The organism is Legionella saoudiensis (assembly GCF_001465875.1).
Lineage (GTDB): Bacteria > Pseudomonadota > Gammaproteobacteria > Legionellales > Legionellaceae > Legionella > Legionella saoudiensis.
The window spans coordinates 594,985-616,954 of record NZ_LN901323.1 but is presented as its reverse complement, the minus strand read 5'-3'; the positions used below and the strand labels follow the sequence as shown (position 1 = coordinate 616,954).

The following is a 21,970-nucleotide window of genomic DNA, read 5'->3' as shown; positions in this document are numbered from 1 at the left end:
AATATGACGTTCATTCATTCCGTCAACTTGCAGCCGCGGATTGTTCGGGTGTATCATTTGATGCAATGTATTTTCTTGGCAAAAATCTGGGGTCTGTAAACAGCCCTAAAATAAAGGGTACTAATTTATTGTCTGGCCTATGATACTAAAACACTTACCTAACGCATTAACCTTATTTCGATTAGGACTGATCATTCCTTTTCTCATGTTTTTGTATCGTCATGAATACGTTCATTCCTTTTACACGTTTATTCTTGCCGGACTAACAGATGGGTTAGATGGATTTTTGGCTCGGCGTTTTAATTGGCAAAGTTTTTTTGGTTCCTTTGTCGACCCCTTAGCGGATAAATTACTTATTGCTTCAAGCTTTATTGCTTTAGCGGTACTGAATGTGCTTCCCTGGTGGTTGGTTTTATTAGTTTTTCTCCGGGACTTAACTATTTCTATGGGTGTTCTAGCCTGGTACCACTTTATTCGCCGTAAACTGGACTTTAAACCTACCCTATTAAGTAAAATTAATACGGCACTCCAATTAACGCTAGTTACCTCATGTTTATTTGAGTTGGCTTATTTTCAATTCCCTAATTATATTTTAAATATTCTTATTGGCTTAACCACGTTCACTACAGCCACAACTTATGTTGACTATATTTGGACCTGGAGCAGAAAAGCCTGGCCTAAAAAAGAATTGTCTCAATGAATAAGCAGTTGGCCTTAGCGATTAAATTAAATGATGAAGCTACCCTATCTGATTTTAACTGGGGTGAGAATAAGCTGTTGCAGCAACAACTACAGCGCATGTTAACACTTAAAGAGGAACGTTTGTTGTATCTGTGGGGCTGCAAGGGCAGCGGAAAATCGCATTTATTACAAGCCTCTTGCCAAGCCGTTAATTTGACTGAATCAGCAATTTATCTTCCCTTAAATTTGCTTAAAGAATGGGGGCCGCAAGCAATTGAAGGTTTAGAAGAGCAAGCCCTCATCTGTATTGATGATATTGATGCCATTGCTCAAGACTCTGCCTGGGAAGAAGCGCTTTTCCATTTATACAATAGAATCAAAGACATGGAAAAAAGCCTTTTAATTATTTCAGGAAATCAATCTCCAACTACATTGCCGATTAAATTACCTGATTTACGTTCTCGATTAAGTTGGGGCTTAGTGATTCAGCTAATGGAGCTGAGTGATGAAGATAAAATTAACACTTTAAAATTGCATGCAACCCGACGCGGCTTTGATTTACCAGAAAGTGTGGCGCAATTCCTCATTAGCCGCTGTTCACGTAATATGCATGACCTGCATCAATTACTTAATCGCCTGGATGATGCCTCTCTGGCGGCACAACGCAAAGTGACCATTCCTTTTGTTAAAAATATTTTAGGTATTTAGAGCTCAATGTTGGGTCACGAATCAACCTACAACGAAAATGCGGTTGTTTGACCGATTGCTCCCATTGATGGGCGAACTGTATCACGTTCTATCGGCTGTCTATTTTTTATGAAGGAGTAACGATTAGTACTGGCTTTAACCTGTTCTTCGGTTTCTGTATTCTGCTTTAGCATCGCCAATTGCTGTTTTGCATCAGCTGCCTCATGGATGTGCTCTTTTAAATTTCCTAGTTTTTCTTGTTCTCTTTTTAAAGAATCATAGTCACATAATGCAGTAATTTTTGCCTCATCAAGCCCCAACCAACTACCAACCACCGATTGTAAACCCGGAAATTCAACATACCAGTATAAGCTCAAAGCTGCCAAGCCGACCAAAGTACTACACAGTAATACGGGCAAGGATGCAGGAGTAACCGTAGTCATAATCAAGCCGAAAAGACACAAAGAAGCTGTTTGCGCAGCGCAGAAACTACCACCAAAAAGTAGTGCCGCAGAGATTGTTGATAGCGCTACTTTGGCAGAATGCATCTGGCCGCAATGAAGAACCTCTTCGAATTGATTGCCTGCAGTTCTAAGCTGGGTAAAACGTTGTTCCAATAAGGTAATAATCTGCTCTAACTGGTGCAACTCATCTTCTGGAAGCCTGAGAAAAGAGTACTTTGCTATTTTTTTCCGTATATTTTTTATTTCATCATATTGCTGTAAATAGACATCCAGCAGCTTGTAAGCCTCAGTAAGTTTAATGTCCAAACTTTCCGATAACTTAGCTAGTTCTAAACCACAAAAAGCAATAATTGATAAGGTAGAAAAAATAAAGCCACTTGCAAGGATAAGCGCAGAGGGCAGGGCAAAAATGCTCATTATGGTGACCACGCAATCGAAGCCCTCGCACGCCGCAACTAAAATACCTGCCGTCGTAAGTAGTCCGAGCTTTACTGTGTTAGGCCAGGATAAATTATTTTTAGCTTTATTAGCAATGTTCAAATCACCATTCATCGCCAAACATAAATCATGTAAAAGTTCGGTACGCAAAGAAAGGAGAAGAAATTCCATTTCTTGCTGCGAGTGAGTTGGCGAAAGCATCGCAGTCGGCTGGTCATGAAACCATGATAAAAAGGCAGTCAGTTCAAGAGAACTAGGTATTGGTTCCTGTTGTCCCAAGCCGCAAGCAATCTGGAATTTACCGAGTAATTCCTGAGAATGCGAACTGAGATCTACATATATATCAACCAATGGTTAATCCCCACTAACTTGTTAACGAGGCAATTATACACTAATAAAAACTAAATTGTACATAGTTTGTACATTTTTTATGTGGGTTTTTACCTCCTTGTTCATATTTCTGCTACTTTATCCTATCGGAAACCATAGCCAGACAATCAGTTACCATAGCTTTTCATTAAGGTTATTTCTTTATAGTAGTCCTTAGCTCAATATCGTAGAATAATTTGACTTAAATTTAGCAGCAGAGTTTTACGATAGTTTCGCTGCTGGTTTGAGTATCAGGAGATACCTTATCAGTTAAAAAATATAAAGTGCTTAAGAAACTGTTCTATTATCATTCCGTCAATGAGATATGCGTTTATATCAAATTGCGGCTTATTAAGGAAAATGTAATGAAAAAGACTCTCTTTTGTTTACTGGTAACCTCATTGACTGTCGTTTCACTGAACTCTTTTGCAGATAACACTCAATGTAGATTAAAAAAGCATCAAGGTCCACGGTTTAAAGGTAGTTTTTCATACTTGGTAAATGGTGAATTTAATAGCTCCCTTGGTGCAGGAAAAGTCACTGAAGTGGGTGTTTTTACATCTGACGGCAAAGGTAATGTAACCGCCAATGCAACCGTAAATATCGTTAGCAGTGATCTATCTACTGCACTGCCATCAGGTCCAGCAAGTTATAATTGCACTTACACCAATAGCGACTGTTCATCAATGATTTCTCTTAATTGCGTTCGTCACCAAGCAAACTTCACTCCACAAGATCAAAACTTAGACGTTGTAATTGCCATGGTTAAAGGCTCGTCTGCGGTCAAAATTCAAAGTATGTCTGGAGGAACCTTTGGCAATGTGCAGGTTTCAGGCGAAGGCTCACGCGCGTTAGATTAGTCTCTATAGCCGTATTACGCACCGCGAATACGGCTAGGTAATTATTTTCGCAAACCACTATATTTTTCCATCTCTTTGCCCAAATAAAAATCATGTCATATAATTAAAAGACGAACATTGATCAAGGACGGCGAACATGAGGAAAACAATTATCGCAATATTAGTGTTTGTACCCACTCTATTCTTAAGTGGCTGTTATGTAACCACAACCACCACTCCCAATAATTATTATTATTCAGGCTATACCGGTTATTACCCTGGCTGGAATACTACTTATTATCGCGGTGGATGGGGCGGTGGCTGGGGTGGCTATCGTAACGCATGGTACAGAAATAGTGCCTGGAGAGGCGGATGGGGACATCATGGTGGCTGGGGTTATCATGGTGGTTGGCATCGTGGCGGCGGTTGGCACGGTGGCGGTTTCCGACATCGCTAAGCTATTTTAAACTAGGAGAATGGTACTGGAGTGCAAAATATCGCATCCAGTACCATTTTTATTAGATGACTGAATATTCCGCATGCTCTATTTCTGCATTAGCCACTTCTTTTTTTAATAGAATATACCGGCTTAAATAAGGTGAGATTAGCCACATTAAAAAGGCTATTGCTAAGGTAATCAAGCCAATGCAGGCAAAAACATTGGTATAGATCATAAGTGATTGCACCCCAGGCTTAATATGCTCTGGCAAAGCGGTATAGGATGCAACACTTGCTCCGATAAAACCAGAAATAGACGTAGTTAAAAACCAAATGCCCATGACAAAACCTGTCATGTTCACTGGTACTAACTCAGCCACCATCGCCACTCCTAATGCAGAAACCAAGAGCTCGCCAACACTTTGAAATAAATAGCTGATAATAAGCCACCATGAAGATACCATGCCATTCTCAGTATAAAAATAGCGTGCAAAATACAATACTAAAAAGCTGAAAGCACACATAGTCATGCCAAGGGCAAATTTATAAGGGGTTAAAAAGGGAATCCCTTTTTGATTTAATCGAGAATAACAAGAAGCCAATACCGGGCTCATCACGATGATCCAAATTGGATTTAAAGCTTGGAAACTTTGGGCATCAATGGTAATTCCCAAAAAGTCAGGAATTACATTGTTCACGGCAAATAGATTAAGTGAGGTAGGCATTTGCTGATATAAAACAAAGAAAATAAGCGCTTCCATCATCAAAGCCAAGGCCACAAACATTCGCAGCATAGCCGCTTTGCTTTCTTTGCAGGCTATATACCCATAATACAACATAACCAGACAGGTGAGGAGCCAAAATAAATTTTTTGCTAAAGCAACATGTTGCAACAAATATGCTGAAAGCTCACTAAGCAGATAAATACTAATGAGAATCACCAACCACTGCACAGAAGATATCTTACGTTGGTCAGCCAGAGTATTAATATGGGCAACATGCTTGCGCTGCAACCAATAATTACCTAAACCCAACAACAATCCTAGCGCACTCATTAGATAAGCATAAGAATAACCATAGCGACTAGCAATCACTGGCCCAATTACTAAAGCAATCATACTACCCAGATTAATGGCCATGTAATATAAGGTAAACCCACCATGTAAACGCGAATCGTAGGGCTTATAACACTTAGCCAATAAATTAGAAGGATTTGCCTTGAATAAGCCATTACCCACGCAAACTAATCCTAAAGCAAGAAACACATGCTCTTTATCAGTAATCGCTAAAGCAAAATACCCAGCCGATAAAACCCCTAAACCCAATACAATGGTTCGTTTAGTCCCTAAGAGGGAGTCGCCTAAATAGCCGCCAATCACTACCATCCCGTAGACTAGCGCGGAAAAAGCACCAAACGTATAATAGGACTCAATATCGCTATAACCTAAATGACGGATGAAATACAGCGTTAAAATCCCCTGTACTGTATAAAACCCAAACCGCTCCCATAGCTCTAACAAAAAAATCATGTGAAATGCACGTGGCTGTTCACGAAGTAGGTTCAGCATGAGTCTTCCTTCCCTAGAAGATAATATTTTAACTTAAAATAATTTTTTGCTTTTTGCAATATAGCCTTGGCAAGAACACTGGGGGAGTAAACCACTAACGCTAATAAATCGGCTGCATTCCTATCCGCCTAGAGGGAAAATAGCTAACAAATCACATCTAAAAAGAGGTAAGGCGGTTTTCTTCCTCTTCACTATTGGATTCACTCTCTGATTCCGAATCGTCCTCATGATTAGAGCCCTCTTCGCGCTTAGATTCTCCTTCGCGTTCGGTATCCTCTGCCTCATTTGCAAGCTCCTTAACGTGGGAGTCACGATCGATCTGTAAATCCTCATCAGCATCAAGTAAATCATTCGTCAACGATGTTGTCTGCTCATGGCTCAGGCTAGCAATAACTGCTTCTTTGGTCCCTAAAAAATGCTCCAACATCGCACCAGTTGAATTTAATTCAGCATGATGCGTTTCTGTATGCTCTAAACTTTCGTGCTCTTGTGCTTCATTTGTGACCTGCTTTCTATCAGCATCCGTATGCGTAAGAGTATTTTCTAAACTATTCGTTTCTGTTTTTTCCACTTCACTCTGGCCAAAGACGTTGCGTATTTTATCCATTATCCATCCCCCCGCATCACGAAGCAGAGGACCAAAAATGCGTGCGGCAAGATAAGCAGTACTCGCAATTCCGACTCCGGCTAATATGGGGAAGCCAACTGCTGGGAAAAATAAAGACACCACCAAACCCACCATCGCAATGGATGCAAAACCAACTCCCAGTCCTTTATCTAAAATATGGATGAATCCTAATTTTTTAACTTTTTCATTAACTACTGCTTCTCGCTCTTTTAATGCAATGATTTTATCTTTCTGCTCATCGTATTGCTTTTTCAATAAATCAACCTGTGCACAAATCGCCTGCTGTTGTGCTGGAGTTGTTGCCCGAGCTAGAGATTCCTGCAGTATTTTCGCCTGTTCTTGCAACTGAGACATTTCCTCTTCGGCATGAGCGATTTCGTGAACCAACGCTTTTCTTTCTTTCCCTAAGTGATATCGTTCGTAAATGGCTTTTCCCAATAAAAAAGTACTTAAGCCTAAGCTTGCCCCCCCAAGGATAAGGCCTATTGGGGATGCGGCTGCGGGCACCAAAAGGGCGGTAAGGGTAAGGCCGAGTAATACGCCTGAATACATCCAACGCGCATTATTATTTAAGGTAAAGGGAACTTTCTCACCATAAATATAGGAGGATAAATAAATCATGGGGATCAGAAGAAAATCCAGCGCAGCTAATCCCGCCGCCCCCCAGTGAAATCCATGCCCCAACTCACTAGGAGCTTTTATACTAGGTATTTCGGTGAACGAACGTCCTACATGCATTGCCTGCTCGCCTATTTCACTGGCATTTTTAACAAATTGCGAGAGAAAAGGTATTCTTTTCAAAAGAGGCACAAATACTGTTGGTTTTTTTATATCATAAAGTACAGGTGCTTGCATTTGTATTAACAAGTCGTTTGCCTGTTCTGCTGAACTAACAGCATCACTCACCTTCTCAGGTTCCATGGTTCACCTAAAAATAGCTATCTTCATTTCTAATATAGCAATAAAAACTTAAGAAAATCTGATGATGCTTGCTAATCCGCTGCAATCTCAACTATATTTCTCTTAGAAATCATTAACAGTAGTAAAAATAATATGACGGCTAAAAAAGCCCTTTATCTAGCAGGTGGTGGTGCTCGCGGAGCATATCAGGCAGGTGTTCTTAAAGCTATAGGCCATATTTTACAAGTTAAAAATTTGCCATTTAGCCTAGTCAGTGGTGTTAGCGTGGGCAGCATTAATGCGGTTATTCTTGCAGAAAATGCTGATGACTTTCCTAGAGCCCTGGATAAACTAGAAATGATTTGGAGTGAAATTCATTGCCAACAAATCTATAAAGCCAGCAATTATGAGTTGAGTAAATCCGTAATGCGCAATGTGAGCACTTTAATTATAAAGCAGCGTGAAACGGGACATTTACTGGATACCACCCCCTTAAAGGAGCTTATTGAAGAAACTTTGGATTTTTCTCGCATTGCTAAAAACATTAGCGAGGGGCATCTTAATACCTTGGAAATCATTAGTAATTGTTACCAAACCAACCAAACCATTTCTTTTTATGCGCATAATAGCCCCGACTTTACCGATTGGCATTATCCCCGACACAGCAGTCAACGGACAGAAATTAAAGCTGAGCATATTTTAGCCTCCAGCGCCTTACCTTTATTCTTTCCAACTGTTTCCCTGGATGGTTTTCATTATGGTGATGGCAGTATTGGCTTGGTATCTCCCTTACGTGGAGCGATTCGCTTTGAAGTAGACAAAATTATGATTTTAGGCACTCGTGCCTTACCAACATTTGCTGATACCAATGAGATGCCTAATCACAGCGACATTCCTTTTGCGCATATCCTTGGCAGCATGTTAAATGGCCTATTCCTGGACAACCTGGACCGCGATATTGAAATGGTTAATCGCATGAACGAGATCTCCATGCTCTTATCCATGTGGCGAAAACGTTATTCTCCCTGGAGACCAATCAATACGGTACATTTACGTCCGAGTACTGATGTTGCCTCTATTGCGCAAGCCCATTTTACTTCATTACCGGTACTACTGCGTTATTTGCTTAATATTTTAGGCGCTAAAAATCATTCGGGGGATCTCTTAAGCTTCTTATTGTTTGAGCGAGAATTTACGCGGGAACTGCTGGAGTTGGGTTTTCAAGATACAATTAACAATGCCAAGACGGTTGAGAATTTTTTTGAGTAATAGACAATTACATTTTGATTGTAGCCGGTATGACGCTGCGCTAATACGGGCTATGCTCTAGATTCTTAATAATTCTAAAACAGTTTTGGTTTCTGGTTTAAAGCCATGCCAAATAAAAAATGCTTCTGCTGCTTGTTCGACGAGCATTCCCAGGCCATCGACAGCCCTGCATCCCATTTCTTTTGCATAATGTACGAATACCGTATCTTCTTGTTTTTTATAAGATAAATCATAGAAAAAAGGTTTGTTGGCGAAACATTCGTGAGGCAAAGACGGTAACTCCCCTGCGAGACTTGCGGAAGTTGCATTGATGATTAGATCAAAGGCTCCGGCTAGCTCATTGATGCTCAATACTTGAATTTCTGGGAATAGCTGTTGCAGCTCCATACCTTTAGCTAAAGTGCGATTGACAATAACTAATTCAGCCAGTTTATTTTGTAATAAGGGATGAATGATACCGCGAACCGCCCCCCCAGCCCCTAGGATGGCTACCCGCTTGCCAGGCAAATCAATATGGTGATGTAAATCACGAATTAAGCCAACTCCATCAGTATTATCCGCACACAATTGATTGGCATCCATCCAGAGAGTATTGGCCGCCCCTGCTTGTTTACAGCGCTCTGTAGTCTGCTGGGCCATGGCAAAAGCACGCTGTTTAAAAGGTAAAGTAACGTTAACACCTACGCCTTGCTGGTGAAAAAAATCTGTTAGCTGCTGTTCAAAGGACTGTTCCTCTGCTTTAATTTTTGCATAAGTAAGTTGAATACCCGCTTGCTTTGCGAAATACTGATGAATTATTGGAGATAAGCTATGGTCTATAGGATTACCCATCACTGCAAAATGCTGAAACACTACGCCCTCCTCTTAATCTGCTCTTTCTTAGCCAGCACATCTTTTGCCGGCAGTCAATCAATTAATGTCTATCTTAAATTGAAACCGGATAACGATGTAGTCGCCTTAATAAAAGATTTTAATCAATTTTTAGCCCAGGAACAGATCTTTGATACCTATCAAATCACGCCCCACATTGACAAAAGCCCTTTGCATATTACCTTATACATGGCCAATTATAACGATGAGCAAATTCCTAATATTATTAAACGTGCGGAAAATTTAGCGAAACAAGAAAAGCAAGTTCCTCTCCTAACTTCACGCCTGGTACCTTCAACTAATGGTTATGTTATGCTTTCCGTAACCAATGATCCACAAATACAAGGCTTAAGTAACAAAGCTTTAGAGGCATTATCACATTTACGGGATAAACAAGCCCATATTCCTGCTTGGGCAGCTCGAAATGTTGAGCGGCAAATTCTCTTTAATCAATATGGCAGCCCCGCTGTTTTAAATTATTATAATCCACATTTTTCCGTGCTTACGGCGGATCATTTGAATAAGTTTGAAAGCGGGCAATTGTATAATCAATTGCAAAAATTAATTTCTCAATTTGCTAAAAATCATCAAATTCAGGTGCGCGCTACCGCATTTGCTATTGGAGTGGGAATTGCGGATTCGCAAGGACAAATTGTAAAAGAGTTGAAATCATTTACATTGGAGTAGACGCTGCTCCCGTATTACGCGGTCTAATACGGGTCGCAATCTGGTTACTGTTTAAGGAAAACCTGGGTGCACGCAACCAGGTTAGATTATTATATTTCTGTTACTAAGCTTTTAGAGACGACCTCAGCAAGATCACGTGATAAAGACTGCTTGGCTAATTGCTCTAGTTGTTGATGCATTAGTAGCTGGCGTGGTTTGTCATACCGCTGCCAGCGGGTGAATGGGCTAGCCATTCGAGCGGCAACCTGCGGGTTAAGCTTATCCAAAGTCACCAACATCTCCGCTAAAAATTGATAGCCACTGCCATCGGGAGCATGGAAATTACGTGGATTAGCCATACAAAATGCACCAATTACCGAACGCACCTTATTGGGGTTTTTAATACTAAAATCAGGATGCTGTAATAATTTTCGCACCCGTTCTAAAGCATCCGGAAGCTCGCTGGTAGCTTGAATGGCAAACCATTTATCCAAAACCAGCTCATCTTTAGACCATTGCTTATAAAAATCATTAATGGCCTGCTCACGCATTTTTTGGTTCGAACAATTAACTAATAATGCAAAACTTGCAATTTGATCCGTCATGGTTTTGGCATGTATAAATTGTTGTTGGCAGGCATCAATCGCCGCCGCCTCGTTCGCCTTCATCATGAGCCACAAGCACACATTGCGTAACTTTCTACGGCCATAAGCTAGGCCATTCATACTATGGTCTTCTACTTGCCACAACTGTTGATAAAGCGATTGGATTTCAGCATATAACTTTGTCCCCAATTGGGCTCTAAAATAATCACGCACGGCTTCGACCTTACTCACGTCCACAGCGTCTAATAATAAGACGGCCTCTTCAAAGCCTGGAGGCGTGAGTAATTCTGCTCGTAAATCAGCATCTAAAGAGGCATCTAATAGCACATGTCGCAATGCGCCAATTAACGGCTCTGATATTTGCCATTTATCTGCGGATGAATTTAAGCACTCGCTCAGACAATTTAATACCAAGCGTTGAGCCGCATCCCATTTTGCATAGCCATCTGTTTCATAGCGCACTAAGAAAATTAATTCATCGCAACTGAGCTCATGTTTTAACTTAATTGGCGCTGAAAACTCCCGTAATAAAGAAATTACGGGCTTTTCACGTAAACCAGTAAAAGTGAAGCTTTGTTCGGTTTCTTTTAACTCTAGAATTTCTTGCTCAGTTGGCATTAATTGCCCAGTGGCATCAAATAATGCCATGCGAATAGGGATATGAAATGGCTTTTTCTCTTTACATTCCGGTGTTGCTGGACAAGTTTGCATCATCTTCAGGGTTAACTGCCCTTGCTCAAAATGACTACTTACCTTAACTTCTGGAGTTCCTGCTTGGCTATACCAGCGTTTGAATTGCGTTAAATCAACACCATTGGCATCTTCCATTGCTGCAACAAAATCATCAATCGTCACCGCCTGGCCATCATGACGCTCAAAATATAAATCCATCCCTTTGCGATAACGCTCTTTACCTAATAAGGTATGTTGCATGCGAATAACTTCCGCCCCTTTATTATAAACTGTGGCCGTATAAAAATTATTAATCTCTTGATATGACTCGGGTCTTACAGGATGTGCCATAGAGCTGGCATCCTCTGGAAATTGACTGCTACGCAGAACCTTTACATCGGTAATTCGGTTCACATCACGTGAATTCATATCGCGAGAAAACTCTTGATCGCGAAAAACCGTTAATCCTTCTTTCAAACTTAATTGAAACCAGTCACGGCAGGTAACACGATTTCCGGTCCAGTTATGGAAATACTCATGCGCGACAACACCTTCCACATCAGCAAAATCTTGATCTGTTGCCGTATCAGGACGAGCTAAGATGTATTTAGAATTAAATATGTTTAATCCCTTATTTTCCATCGCCCCCATATTGAAATCGCTTACTGCCACGATCATGAAAATATCCAAATCGTACTCGCGACCATAAACCTCTTCATCCCAACGCATGGAATTTTTTAACGACTCCATTGCATGGCCGCATTTATCCTCATTGCCTGGCTCAACATAGATGTATAAATCAATGGTTCTTCCAGAACACGTGACAAATTGATCATGAATATGAGCCAAATTACCAGCAACTAGTGCAAAAAGATAAGAAGGCTTCTTAAAGGGATCCTGCCATACAACCCAGTGGCGTCCATTATCCTCATTCCCGGAATCAATTAAATTTCCATTAGATAATAAAATGGGATATTGCTTTTTATCTGCAGAAATACGTGTGGTATATGTTGCCAACACATCGGGGCGATCAGGAAAATAGGTAATACGACGAAAACCTTCCGCCTCACACTGAGTACAAAATAGATGGTTAGAACGATAGAGCCCAGATAATTGCGTATTATTTTGGGGGTAAATACGGGTAACGATTTTTAAAGTCAGCTCATCAGGGCAGTGCTCGATGATTAGCCCATCATCAGAGAGCTGATAGGCTGATGGCTCCAATTGCTGGCCATTCAGATGGAAGCTCACTAATTCCAGCTCTTCACCTTGTAAATGCAAAGCGCCTGCATGCTGGCGCGTTAATTTAAGTTCGCTGCTCACTAAAGCATGATCATCATATAAATCGAAATTTAAATTTACCGTATTAACGACAAACCGAGGTTGCTGATAATTTTTTAAATAAATAGTGTTGTCTGATGTGGTCATCATTTTCCCTTATAACGCGAATTGTGGATAAGAATCACCTAAAGTCGTCTATAAATCAATGAGTGCATCGTAAAAAAGCATTGAGCAATAATAGAAATATTTGTCAATTATAGGTCAGAGAATGCAAAAATCGATTGCTGTATTAATGTAGTTAGCATTCCGCTCATAAAAAAACATTTAAGTTTATTGAGTTATCTGGAAAACTACTTAAATTAATGCCTATACTTGATGTAAGAAGTTTCTTTGCAATGCAAATAAAAAGAAGCAGAGATACCGGAAATCACGTTATATCCTGCCGAGGGATAAGTTAAGGGGATGGCTCATGAACACTCAAGATTTTTTAGCCGGCTATACCAAGCGCTTTGTTGATAACAAAGAAGAAGAGATGGGCTTGGATGAGTATCTGGAATTGTGTAAAAACGATCCATCAGCATATGCTAATCCAGCGGAACGCTTATTGATGGCCATAGGCGAACCTGAAATGGTGGATACACGACACGACCCTGTATTATCACGTATTTTTTCCAATAAAATAATTCCACGATATAATGTTTTCAAAGATTTTTATGGCATGGAAGAGCCCATTGAACAAATCGTTGGCTTCTTAAAACATGCAGCCCAAGGTTTGGAAGAAACAAAACAAGTATTGTATCTGCTTGGCCCAGTGGGCGGCGGTAAATCTTCTATTGCCGAAAAGCTAAAGGATTTAATGGAAAATATTCCTTTTTATGCAATTAAAGGCTCCCCCGTATTTGAGTCACCCTTATCTTTATTTAATCCAGTTGAAGATGCCGAATTATTGCAGGAGCGCTTTGGTATTCCTGCACGTCACTTACGCTACCTAATGTCCCCTTGGGCCGTAAAACGCTTGCATGAATTCAATGGTGATATTAGCAAATTCAGAGTGGTTAAAGTCAAACCCTCTCGTTTGAAGCAAATTGCGGTGGCAAAAACTGAACCTGGCGATGAAAACAACCAGGATATTTCATCACTGGTAGGGAAAGTTGACATTCGTAAATTAGAAGAGTTTTCCCAGGATGACCCCGATGCATACAGTTTCTCTGGAGGCCTGTGCCGAGCTAACCGCGGCCTATTAGAGTTTGTGGAAATGTTTAAAGCGCCAATTAAAGTGCTGCATCCCTTGCTTACGGCCACCCAGGAAGGGAACTATAACGCCACTGAAGGCTTATCTTCCATACCCTTTGAAGGAATTATTCTAGCGCATTCGAATGAGTCAGAATGGCAAACATTTAGAAACAATAAAAATAATGAAGCATTTATTGACCGTATTAATATTGTAAAAGTTCCTTATTGTTTACGTGTTTCTGAAGAAATAAAAATTTATCAAAAACTTATTGATAACAGCTCATTAACTCAGGCTCATTGTGCTCCAGGAACCTTGGATATGCTGGCTCAATTTTCAGTATTGACCCGTTTAAAAGAACCACAAAACTCCAGCATTTATTCAAAAATGCGCGTTTATAATGGTGAAAGCTTAAAAGATACTGATCCTAAAGCAAAATCCTATCAAGAATATCGTGATTTTGCCGGTGTTGATGAAGGAATGAGTGGGGTTTCGACTCGTTTTGCCTTCAAAATATTATCAAAAGTATTCAATTTTGATCATAGCGAAGTTGCGGCTAACCCCGTACATTTAATGTATGTATTGGAGCGCCAAATTGAACAAGAACAATTCCCGCAAGAAGTTCAAGAAACTTATTTGGGCTTCATTAAAGAATATTTAGCGGCCAAGTACGTTGAGTTTATCGGTAAGGAAATTCAAACAGCTTACTTAGAGTCTTATTCTGAATACGGACAAAATATTTTCGACCGCTACATTACTTATGCTGATTTCTGGATACAGGACCAAGATTATCGCGATCCGGATACCGGCGAAATTTTTGACCGCAGCTTGCTTAATTTAGAATTGGAAAAAATTGAAAAACCTGCAGGTATTTCTAATCCTAAAGACTTCCGTAATGAAGTGGTAAACTTTGTTTTACGTGCACGGGCAAATAACCGCGGTAAAAATCCCGTGTGGAATAGTTATGAAAAACTCAGATCGGTCATTGAAAAGAAAATGTTCACCAACACAGAGGATTTACTGCCAGTCATCTCCTTCAATGCCAAAGCATCAGAAGATGACAAGAAAAAACATGAGGAGTTTATTTCTCGTATGATCGAGAAAGGCTATACACGCAAACAGGTTCGCCTGCTTTGTGAATGGTATTTACGAGTACGTAAATCACAATAATAAAAACGACTCAATAATCCTCTTCTCTTTCCCCGCGATAATGCGGGGGCTCAAGGATAATGGCCAATGTTTGCTCCCTTATGAAGCAGACATTGGGCCCCAGAGGAGAGAACAAATTGGCACGTAAAGTCGCGGAGTTAAAATCATGTCGCAATTGATTGATAGACGACAAAATGCGGGGAAAAAAAGCACGGTGAATCGCCAGCGCTTCCTCCGTCGTTATAAAAACCAAATAAAAAGAGCAGTCTCCGATGCGGTAGGCAAACGCAGTATTACGGAAATTGATCAAGGCGAACAGATTTCTATTCCTGCTAAAGACATTTCCGAACCACGATTTCATCAAGGACGAGGTGGGCACGTCGAGCGTGTTTTGCCAGGAAACGATAATTTTATTAGCGGTGACCGCATTAAAAGACCTAGCGGCAGCGGTAGTGGCGATGGTGGCGGTGATGGGGATGCCAGTAATAGCGGTGAAGGCGAAGATGATTTTGTGTTTGAATTATCGCGCGAAGAATTCCTCGATTTATATTTTGAAGATCTGGAATTACCTGATTTAGTAAAAAAAGAACTCGCGCGTATTAGTACCTTTAAAACCATTCGTGCTGGCGTAACTACCAGTGGTATTCCTAATAACATTAATGTGTTGCGCTCAATGAAGCAAGCAACCAGTCGTCGTATTGCCTTAGCCTCGCCTTATAAACGCCAATTAAAAGATGCAGAAACACGATTAGAGCAGCTATTACAAGAACCGGTACCTGATACGGTTGTCCTAAAAGAATTAAAGCTACATATTGAACATTTAAAAAAGAAAATACAGGCCGTGCCTTTTATTGATACGATTGACCTACGCTACAATTACCGACTACGCGTCCCCTCTCCTTCTACGCAGGCGGTTATGTTCTGCGTTATGGACGTTTCAGGCTCTATGGATGAGGCAAAAAAAGATATAGCCAAACGGTTTTTCATTCTGTTGTACATGTTCCTTACTAAAAATTACGAGAAAATCGAATTGGTCTTTATCCGTCATCATACCTCAGCAAAAGAAGTTAATGAGGAGGAGTTTTTTTATTCGCGAGAAACCGGGGGTACAGTAGTTTCTAGCGCGCTGGAATTATTGAATAACATTATTGAAGTACGCTATCCACCAGAAGCCTGGAACATTTATGTGGCTCAAGCTTCTGATGGTGATAACTGGAATGCTGATTCGCCTTATTGCCAGGAATTGCTGCAAGAAAAAATCATGCCTCTACTACAGTATTTTGCGTATATTGAAATTATGCCACGCCATCATCAAAGCTTATGGGAAGTCTATCAATTGGTTAAAGAACAATACCCTAATTTTGCGATGGAAAATATTGATACTGTTGCAGATATTTATCCAGTATTTCATGAATTATTTAAAAGGAAAACGGCATGAGAAAGAAGAAGCCTATATCCACTGGTGCTGAGTGGACCTTTGAATTAATCCAGGATTATGATCGTGAAATTGCACGTATCGCCAAAGATTTTGGCCTGGATACTTATCCCAATCAAATTGAAGTTATTACTGCAGAACAAATGATGGATGCCTACTCCTCTGTGGGCATGCCTATAGGATATAACCACTGGTCTTTTGGTAAACACTTCGTTGGGGTAGAAAAAAGTTATAAACGGGGACAAATGGGCTTGGCCTATGAAATGGTCATTAATTCAAATCCCTGTATTTCCTATTTAATGGAAGAAAATACCATTGCCATGCAGGCATTGGTTATTGCACATGCCTGTTATGGTCATAATTCTTTTTTTAAAAATAATTATCTTTTTAAAATGTGGACTTCGGCCGATGCCATTATTGATTATTTAGTCTTTGCAAAAAAATACATTGCTGATTGCGAAGAGCGTTATGGCATCGATGAGGTTGAGTCGATTCTGGATGCATGTCATGCAGTCATGAATTATGGCGTTGATCGCTATAAACATCCGGCTCCCTTATCCATTCAGGAAGAGAAAATTCGCCAGCAAAACCGTGAAATTTACATGCAATCGCAAATTAATGAATTATGGCGAACTATTCCACAAAGCAAACACGCAGTAGAAACAAGCAAGAAAAAACGCTTCCCCAGCGAACCACAAGAAAATATTTTATACTTCTTTGAAAAAAATGCGCCTCTGCTTGAACCCTGGCAACGAGAAATCGTGCGCATTGTTCGCAAAATGGCGCAATATTTTTACCCTCAAGGGCAAACCAAAGTAATGAATGAGGGATGGGCATGTTTCTGGCATTATACCTTGCTCCATGCTTTGTATGATGAAGGCTTAGTCACTGATGAGTTTATGTTGGAGGTGTTGCAAAGTCATACAAATGTTATTATGCAACCGTCCTATAATAGCCCTTATTATAGTGGGATTAACCCCTATACTTTGGGATACCATATGATGCAAGACATCAAACGTATTTGCGAAGATCCCACCGATGAAGATAAAGCCTGGTTCCCCTATCTAGCAAACACCGACTGGTTAAAAAGTCTTGATACCGCTATGCGGAATTACAAAGACGAAAGTTTTATCGCCCAATATTTATCGCCCAAATTAATACGCGATTTAAAATTGTTTCATATTGTAGATGATGATCGTAGCCCCGAACTCTATGTCAATGCCATTCATGATAGTGCCGGCTATCAAAAAATTAGAGAAGCCTTATCCAGACAATATAATTTGGGTACCTTTGAACCAGATATCCAAGTTTATTCAGTGGACTTGCAAGGGGATCGTTCACTCACCCTAAGATATACACAACAGAATCGCATCCCCCTAGGAGAGACAACTTCAGCAGTGTTAAAACATCTTCATAGCTTGTGGCAATTCCCGGTAATTTTGCAAGCGGTTGATGATGATAATAAAATTTCGGCGGAATACCATTGCCCGCCAGTGAGCCAGTCAAAACCTGAAGGTTATGAAAAATAAGTTACCCTGATAAATTGTTGAGCGTAGCTTCCTGCGCTCAGCCCTACACTCAAACAAATAAACTCCAGTAAATATGCCCATTTAATGTTCAGTTAAGATTTTCATGGTATTATTTATAGTATCAATGAAACGAAAGGGGTAATGTGATTATGGCTAAAGTTAGAAAGTTAACAGGAAATTACGTAGATATATTAAAAGTAATGTATCCTGTAATGCCGTTTTATCCCACAGAAGAAGGACATGTTGAAAATTATACTAGCCCCAGTTCAGACCTCACAGGACAGTTGCTTTTGGACTTGGATCGTGACCAATATGTATCTACTAATGATAGAAGCTTTGACGAGTTCGTTGCCACTTGGATGAACCCAGCAACATCAGTTGCTTATAACCAAGGCAATTTAACCGCGTCCTTCTTTAGCATGTTACTAGGTTTCTACATACAGCTTGAGCCTCGCTTTGAAGAGCACGAAACAGCTGAGGGTGCCCCTGATCGTATACAAGATCGCCTCACATACGTTCACAGAGACAATAAAAGAGACATTGGTCTTGCTTATTTTGATGACAATGGTGTCCCCTGCGGAATATCCATTGATTATTCCATTCTGGATCCTAATCTATGGACTATAAGCATCATCCGTAATACCACCGCAGCCCCTGAAGAGAGACAAGTGTTCTTGCTTTCATCAGCAGAAATACTTGATCTGGGCAAAAAGGGATTGGTCAGCACTAATGAGGCTCAAAAAGCTCTTTTTGATTTTTTGAAATCAAAAACTTTAGCTCAACAAATAAAGGATTGCGGCCTATTCACTCAAGATGGAAAGCTCAATCTTGATAACTTGGATAAGCTTCATGCCAAATACCACACAGGCAAATATCCTTACGATACTGCTGTGGTTGATAAGTTAGAAAAACAAAAAAAGAAAGTGAAAACTTGGGATCTTACGAAACAACAATTCAGTCATGTTAAAGCAGCTTTAGTAGAAAAACGCCAAAAAAACATAGAGCAATTGAATGAATGGTATGCTCAATGGCATACTAAGCAAATAAATAGCGTAACTGATCCAGTCTTAGACACAGTAAGTAAACAGTCATTTTGGCGTAGGAATAGCAGTAGCATTTTTGCAGCAGTGGCGGCAGTAGTCACCTTAATCGGTTTTGCGTTAGTACTTTCAGGGGTACTTGCGCCACTAGGTATTGCCTTGGTTGGCACTACTGAGCTAATTTTAGGTGCCGTTGGTGCAGGCTTGGCGTTAACTGCTACCATTACAAGTGCCACCCAAATAGGGCTTAATGAGCACCGTCTATCTACATACCAAGCTGAAAAGGCGCACATGGAATGGAGTTCGAAAGAAATTTATAATCAGAAATTAAAAAGCATCAACACGCTCACAGCAATGGAACAACTTCCAGAAGATGAGGCGCTTCAAGCTGCTAATTTCCAAACCCAGCTGGTGCAAGCAGTACTCCATGCCAATTTCAGTGAGCAAGAGTTCGAAAAACTAGCTCAGAAAATGCAACCAAGTCCACAACCAGGTGATGAATTGGTTAATGATAATGATGAAGTGTATGGCATTATAAGCTCATTATTTGAATCTCAGACACAACTGGTAGAAGAAATCAGTGTGGTGGATGGTTCTTTAGAAAGAGAAGTAGATAGAGTGATTCAGCAGGAAGAACATGCGCACGAGATTGTGGTTGCTAGTCAAGAACAGCAACGGGATCTAACATCAACCTCAACCGTGGAACACGCTGACTCGTCTACACTCAATAACCTGATTAGCGTACGTTAAAAAGTGAGGTAGAAATGGCTATTTTTTTTGATGATAAAAAGAGAGCCTCTATTTCCCGAAAGTTAATACAACACAATGAGCATGTTACACGCAGGAAGCGTGTAACCCATGCTGAACAGACCCTGCAGAAATTAAAAGAAGATATTGATTACCGAGTGAATAAACTTCAGGGCATCAATACTTTTTTAAACGAACAACAAGCTCTTTATGAGCAACTCACCCAAGAATATGAAACCAACCCTTCCTCTGCCTTAGCCCGAAAGCTAGAAAAGCTAAATTTGGGGATTAGCCAATTAGAGACACAGTTACAGCAGCATCAGCCGGAAAAGTTAATTGCGCGGTTAACGGCGAAGTATGAAAAATTGAAAGGGTTGTTGGAACGACCTGAATGAAGGGAGGAAGCAATCTAATGGTCAAAGCACAGAACCCTGGGTTGCCTCACTTCGTTCGCAATGACAGCATGGGAATTTAAATTAAAACATTTGAGCTTAGCTATTATCTTGTCCATAACGGCAATTTTTAAACAATGCAAAATTACTTTTTCGGGATCGGTGCCGTCGTAGGAAATATTTGTATTGCGGTATCATCAAAAGGATGTAAATTAAACACCTCACCAAAGACTTTTGCGGCGACTTCATTCGTATTGGAATACCAATCGCTAATATCATCAGAAAAATACTGGATGACAACAGGTTGAAAAATTGCATAGGCTACTGGCTGAGCCATTGGGCCAGTCCCCATTCCTGTTTTTATAAAATATTTATTTCCGTTCAACGCTCGACTTAACAGCTTGGCAGTAGCTTCAAGATCACTTGGAAGTGTTGCATTTACTGGCAGTAAATTCGGTGCATATACATTCACCGTAACAGCCAAGTGCTCACCAAATTCATGGCGTTTAGTTAGAAAGGCAGCAAGGGCTAAAGCTTTTTTATCATTGCAAACCATCACACTAATTTCCATATCCAGCCCTTGTCCGGTTAATGGCTTCACGTGCACACATGGGTCAGCTTCTAAAGCTGCGCTTAATTGACTGTGTAATAATTCCCAAGGCGGAGTTAACCTGTGGATTGCCGCAAATAAGCTGGTATTTACCCAAAAACAAAAAAGTATCGCTAAAAATAACTGGGCCTTAATGGCGAACTTGCTCATGATCTACTCCAAGACTTAAATAGAAAGATGGAAACTTATTGTTTCAATTAAGAAGCCTCTCTGGCTTAACCAAAGAGGCTAGAGGAAATTACTCAGATGCTAATTCAATAGCAAAAGCTACCGCTAACTTACTGAAATTAGTCATATGCTCTAAGCTCAAAAGCGCCATAGTATCTGAAGAGCTATGAATATAGGGGTTGTGATCGTCAAAGTTTGACTCACAGGGGAATGCTGCAGGAACGCCGATTTCAGTCCATGAAGCATGATCACTACAACCATAGCCACAGCGTGAATAATCAACAGGGACCTTCACATAAGTATCAATTAACTTCGCCACAAAATTGCTCAATCCTTTGTCAGTGTAATCAGTAAACACCCACATGGTTGGATCTTTAGGATCAACACGATAACCAGTCATATCAAATTGAATCGCAGCTTTAACTGGAATCGCATGCGCTTGGAAATGCTCTACTACATGCTGAGAACCAACCAGGCCACGTTCTTCTGCGGCATACCAAATAATGTAAATAGGCCGTTTAAATGTGGTGTTAGACGACAACAAAACACGAGCCATTTCCATGATACTTGAAGATCCACTACCATCATCACCAGCACCTGGCATTCGACCATCTAAAGTATCCATATGAGCGCCAATAACAATACCTGGAGCCTTAATATCTTTGCCAATAACGGTCACTAAAGAAGGTTGTTTATAGTAGCCAGTAGAAACGAAATAAGTGGCTACATCGGTACGACCATATTCGGTTGCCATTGCTTCAAATTTAGCTTTTAACCATTTTGCAGCATCAACACCTGTGTCTTTAGTTGCTGAACGGTTATGATATGAAGTCAAATGAGTCAATGTTTGCCAAATATTATCAGCAACCACATTTTGCAACGCAGCATTTACTTCATCTTGATGCTTAATTTCATAGGAAGCTTTTTCTTTGGTGGGTGCTTGCACTGCTTTCTTTTCTAAAAGATTTTTAGCAGCACGCTGTTTTGCAACCAGTGAATTTCCTGCGATACGCTGACTCACATTCACAAAACGACCACAATGTTCCTTATCAGCTAAATGGCTGAGTGATTCCACATCGGCACTGGGAACATCTATAATTCGAAATTGTTTGTTTTCTGCCAAAACATCATATGCAGTAGTTATTTTTGCAGCAAGACATTGAGAAACTTGCAATTGCTCATGCACAGGAACACTTGCAGCAGAAACGTGGGAACCTGCTAACATTGAACCAGCAACAATAAAGCCCATCCATTGATTAAAACGCATATCCTCTCCTAATTAATGTTGAGTTTC

Annotated in this window: 18 protein-coding genes; 11 read left to right on the top strand and 7 right to left on the bottom strand. The window is 40.4% G+C overall.

The annotated features are described in order from the left end of the window. The first annotated feature begins 139 nt into the window (after positions 1-139). Together BN3124_RS08885 and hda are read left to right on the top strand one after the other, a co-directional pair. Entirely contained in the window at positions 140-700 is a 561-nt protein-coding gene (locus BN3124_RS08885) for a CDP-alcohol phosphatidyltransferase family protein (protein ID WP_058534444.1), read from the top strand. Next, positions 697-1,389, top strand: a complete 693-nt coding sequence (gene hda / locus BN3124_RS08880; RefSeq protein WP_058534443.1) for a DnaA regulatory inactivator Hda — start codon at positions 697-699, stop codon at positions 1,387-1,389. The genes BN3124_RS08885 and hda overlap by 4 nt, the downstream gene beginning before the upstream one ends. A 26-nt stretch (positions 1,390-1,415) precedes the next feature. Here the strand turns inward: hda and BN3124_RS08875 are convergent, their stop codons facing one another. Next, positions 1,416-2,621, bottom strand: a complete 1,206-nt coding sequence (locus BN3124_RS08875) for a hypothetical protein (RefSeq protein ID WP_058534442.1) — start codon at positions 2,619-2,621, stop codon at positions 1,416-1,418. Between the two features lie 383 nt (positions 2,622-3,004). On the opposite strand from BN3124_RS08875, the gene BN3124_RS08870 reads away from it, so the two are divergent. Together BN3124_RS08870 and BN3124_RS08865 are read left to right on the top strand one after the other, a co-directional pair. Continuing rightward, positions 3,005-3,499, top strand: a complete 495-nt coding sequence (locus BN3124_RS08870) for a hypothetical protein (RefSeq protein WP_058534441.1) — start codon at positions 3,005-3,007, stop codon at positions 3,497-3,499. 136 nt (positions 3,500-3,635) lie between these two features. After that, positions 3,636-3,935, top strand: coding sequence for a hypothetical protein (locus tag BN3124_RS08865; RefSeq protein ID WP_058534440.1), 300 nt, complete (start codon positions 3,636-3,638; stop codon positions 3,933-3,935). Between the two features lie 61 nt (positions 3,936-3,996). On the opposite strand, the gene BN3124_RS08860 is transcribed toward BN3124_RS08865, so the two are convergent. Together BN3124_RS08860 and BN3124_RS08855 are read right to left on the bottom strand one after the other, a co-directional pair. After that, entirely contained in the window at positions 3,997-5,484 is a 1,488-nt protein-coding gene (locus BN3124_RS08860) for an oligopeptide:H+ symporter (protein WP_058534439.1), read from the bottom strand. Between the two features lie 157 nt (positions 5,485-5,641). Further along, entirely contained in the window at positions 5,642-7,033 is a 1,392-nt protein-coding gene (locus BN3124_RS08855) for a hypothetical protein (protein WP_058534438.1), read from the bottom strand. Between the two features lie 132 nt (positions 7,034-7,165). On the opposite strand from BN3124_RS08855, the gene BN3124_RS08850 reads away from it, so the two are divergent. After that, positions 7,166-8,281 carry a patatin-like phospholipase family protein gene (locus BN3124_RS08850; protein WP_058534437.1) on the top strand — a complete coding sequence of 372 codons (1,116 nt, stop codon included), beginning with the start codon at positions 7,166-7,168 and terminating at the stop codon, positions 8,279-8,281. Positions 8,282-8,338: 57 nt separating this feature from the next. Here BN3124_RS08850 and aroE read toward each other — a convergent pair whose 3' ends face one another. Then, entirely contained in the window at positions 8,339-9,133 is a 795-nt protein-coding gene (aroE, locus tag BN3124_RS08845) for a shikimate dehydrogenase (protein WP_058534436.1), read from the bottom strand. Between aroE and BN3124_RS08840 the strand changes: the two genes are divergently transcribed. After that, positions 9,122-9,838, top strand: coding sequence for a 2'-5' RNA ligase family protein (locus BN3124_RS08840; protein WP_058534435.1), 717 nt, complete (start codon positions 9,122-9,124; stop codon positions 9,836-9,838). The two genes, aroE and BN3124_RS08840, sit on opposite strands and share 12 nt — an antisense overlap. A gap of 89 nt (positions 9,839-9,927) precedes the next feature. On the opposite strand, the gene pepN is transcribed toward BN3124_RS08840, so the two are convergent. After that, positions 9,928-12,522: an aminopeptidase N gene (gene pepN, locus BN3124_RS08835; RefSeq protein WP_058534434.1), complete on the bottom strand. Its 2,595-nt coding sequence runs from the start codon at positions 12,520-12,522 to the stop codon at positions 9,928-9,930. 322 nt (positions 12,523-12,844) lie between these two features. Between pepN and BN3124_RS08830 the strand changes: the two genes are divergently transcribed. The 5 genes from BN3124_RS08830 to BN3124_RS08810 all read left to right on the top strand — a co-directional run bounded on the left by BN3124_RS08830 (position 12,845) and on the right by BN3124_RS08810 (position 19,901). Beyond that, entirely contained in the window at positions 12,845-14,776 is a 1,932-nt protein-coding gene (locus BN3124_RS08830) for a PrkA family serine protein kinase (RefSeq protein WP_058534433.1), read from the top strand. 145 nt (positions 14,777-14,921) lie between these two features. Continuing rightward, complete coding sequence (locus BN3124_RS08825) at positions 14,922-16,193, top strand: YeaH/YhbH family protein (RefSeq protein WP_058534432.1); 1,272 nt, start codon at positions 14,922-14,924, stop codon at positions 16,191-16,193. Then, complete coding sequence (locus BN3124_RS08820) at positions 16,190-17,719, top strand: SpoVR family protein (RefSeq protein WP_058534431.1); 1,530 nt, start codon at positions 16,190-16,192, stop codon at positions 17,717-17,719. Before BN3124_RS08825 ends, BN3124_RS08820 begins: the two co-directional genes overlap by 4 nt. A 149-nt stretch (positions 17,720-17,868) precedes the next feature. Beyond that, positions 17,869-19,509: a hypothetical protein gene (locus BN3124_RS08815; protein ID WP_058534430.1), complete on the top strand. Its 1,641-nt coding sequence runs from the start codon at positions 17,869-17,871 to the stop codon at positions 19,507-19,509. 14 nt (positions 19,510-19,523) lie between these two features. Next, positions 19,524-19,901, top strand: coding sequence for a hypothetical protein (locus BN3124_RS08810; RefSeq protein WP_058534429.1), 378 nt, complete (start codon positions 19,524-19,526; stop codon positions 19,899-19,901). Positions 19,902-20,043: 142 nt separating this feature from the next. Here BN3124_RS08810 and BN3124_RS08805 read toward each other — a convergent pair whose 3' ends face one another. Together BN3124_RS08805 and lapA are read right to left on the bottom strand one after the other, a co-directional pair. Beyond that, positions 20,044-20,658: a hypothetical protein gene (locus BN3124_RS08805; RefSeq protein ID WP_058534428.1), complete on the bottom strand. Its 615-nt coding sequence runs from the start codon at positions 20,656-20,658 to the stop codon at positions 20,044-20,046. A gap of 88 nt (positions 20,659-20,746) precedes the next feature. Next, the gene (lapA, locus tag BN3124_RS08800; RefSeq protein WP_058534427.1) at positions 20,747-21,943 is read right to left on the bottom strand and encodes an aminopeptidase LapA; all 1,197 of its coding nucleotides are present in this window, start codon (positions 21,941-21,943) and stop codon (positions 20,747-20,749) included. Positions 21,944-21,970 lie beyond the last annotated feature (27 nt).

Coding starts and splice junctions, on each gene's coding strand:
- BN3124_RS08885 (WP_058534444.1), top strand. CDS start 140: ATGATACTAAAACACTTACCTAACGCATTAACCTTATTTCGATTAGGA.
- hda (WP_058534443.1), top strand. CDS start 697: ATGAATAAGCAGTTGGCCTTAGCGATTAAATTAAATGATGAAGCTACC.
- BN3124_RS08870 (WP_058534441.1), top strand. CDS start 3,005: ATGAAAAAGACTCTCTTTTGTTTACTGGTAACCTCATTGACTGTCGTT.
- BN3124_RS08865 (WP_058534440.1), top strand. CDS start 3,636: ATGAGGAAAACAATTATCGCAATATTAGTGTTTGTACCCACTCTATTC.
- BN3124_RS08860 (WP_058534439.1), bottom strand. CDS start 5,484: ATGCTGAACCTACTTCGTGAACAGCCACGTGCATTTCACATGATTTTT.
- BN3124_RS08855 (WP_058534438.1), bottom strand. CDS start 7,033: ATGGAACCTGAGAAGGTGAGTGATGCTGTTAGTTCAGCAGAACAGGCA.
- BN3124_RS08850 (WP_058534437.1), top strand. CDS start 7,166: ATGACGGCTAAAAAAGCCCTTTATCTAGCAGGTGGTGGTGCTCGCGGA.
- BN3124_RS08840 (WP_058534435.1), top strand. CDS start 9,122: ATGCTGAAACACTACGCCCTCCTCTTAATCTGCTCTTTCTTAGCCAGC.
- pepN (WP_058534434.1), bottom strand. CDS start 12,522: ATGACCACATCAGACAACACTATTTATTTAAAAAATTATCAGCAACCT.
- BN3124_RS08830 (WP_058534433.1), top strand. CDS start 12,845: ATGAACACTCAAGATTTTTTAGCCGGCTATACCAAGCGCTTTGTTGAT.
- BN3124_RS08825 (WP_058534432.1), top strand. CDS start 14,922: ATGTCGCAATTGATTGATAGACGACAAAATGCGGGGAAAAAAAGCACG.
- BN3124_RS08820 (WP_058534431.1), top strand. CDS start 16,190: ATGAGAAAGAAGAAGCCTATATCCACTGGTGCTGAGTGGACCTTTGAA.
- BN3124_RS08815 (WP_058534430.1), top strand. CDS start 17,869: ATGGCTAAAGTTAGAAAGTTAACAGGAAATTACGTAGATATATTAAAA.
- BN3124_RS08810 (WP_058534429.1), top strand. CDS start 19,524: ATGGCTATTTTTTTTGATGATAAAAAGAGAGCCTCTATTTCCCGAAAG.
- BN3124_RS08805 (WP_058534428.1), bottom strand. CDS start 20,658: ATGAGCAAGTTCGCCATTAAGGCCCAGTTATTTTTAGCGATACTTTTT.
- lapA (WP_058534427.1), bottom strand. CDS start 21,943: ATGCGTTTTAATCAATGGATGGGCTTTATTGTTGCTGGTTCAATGTTA.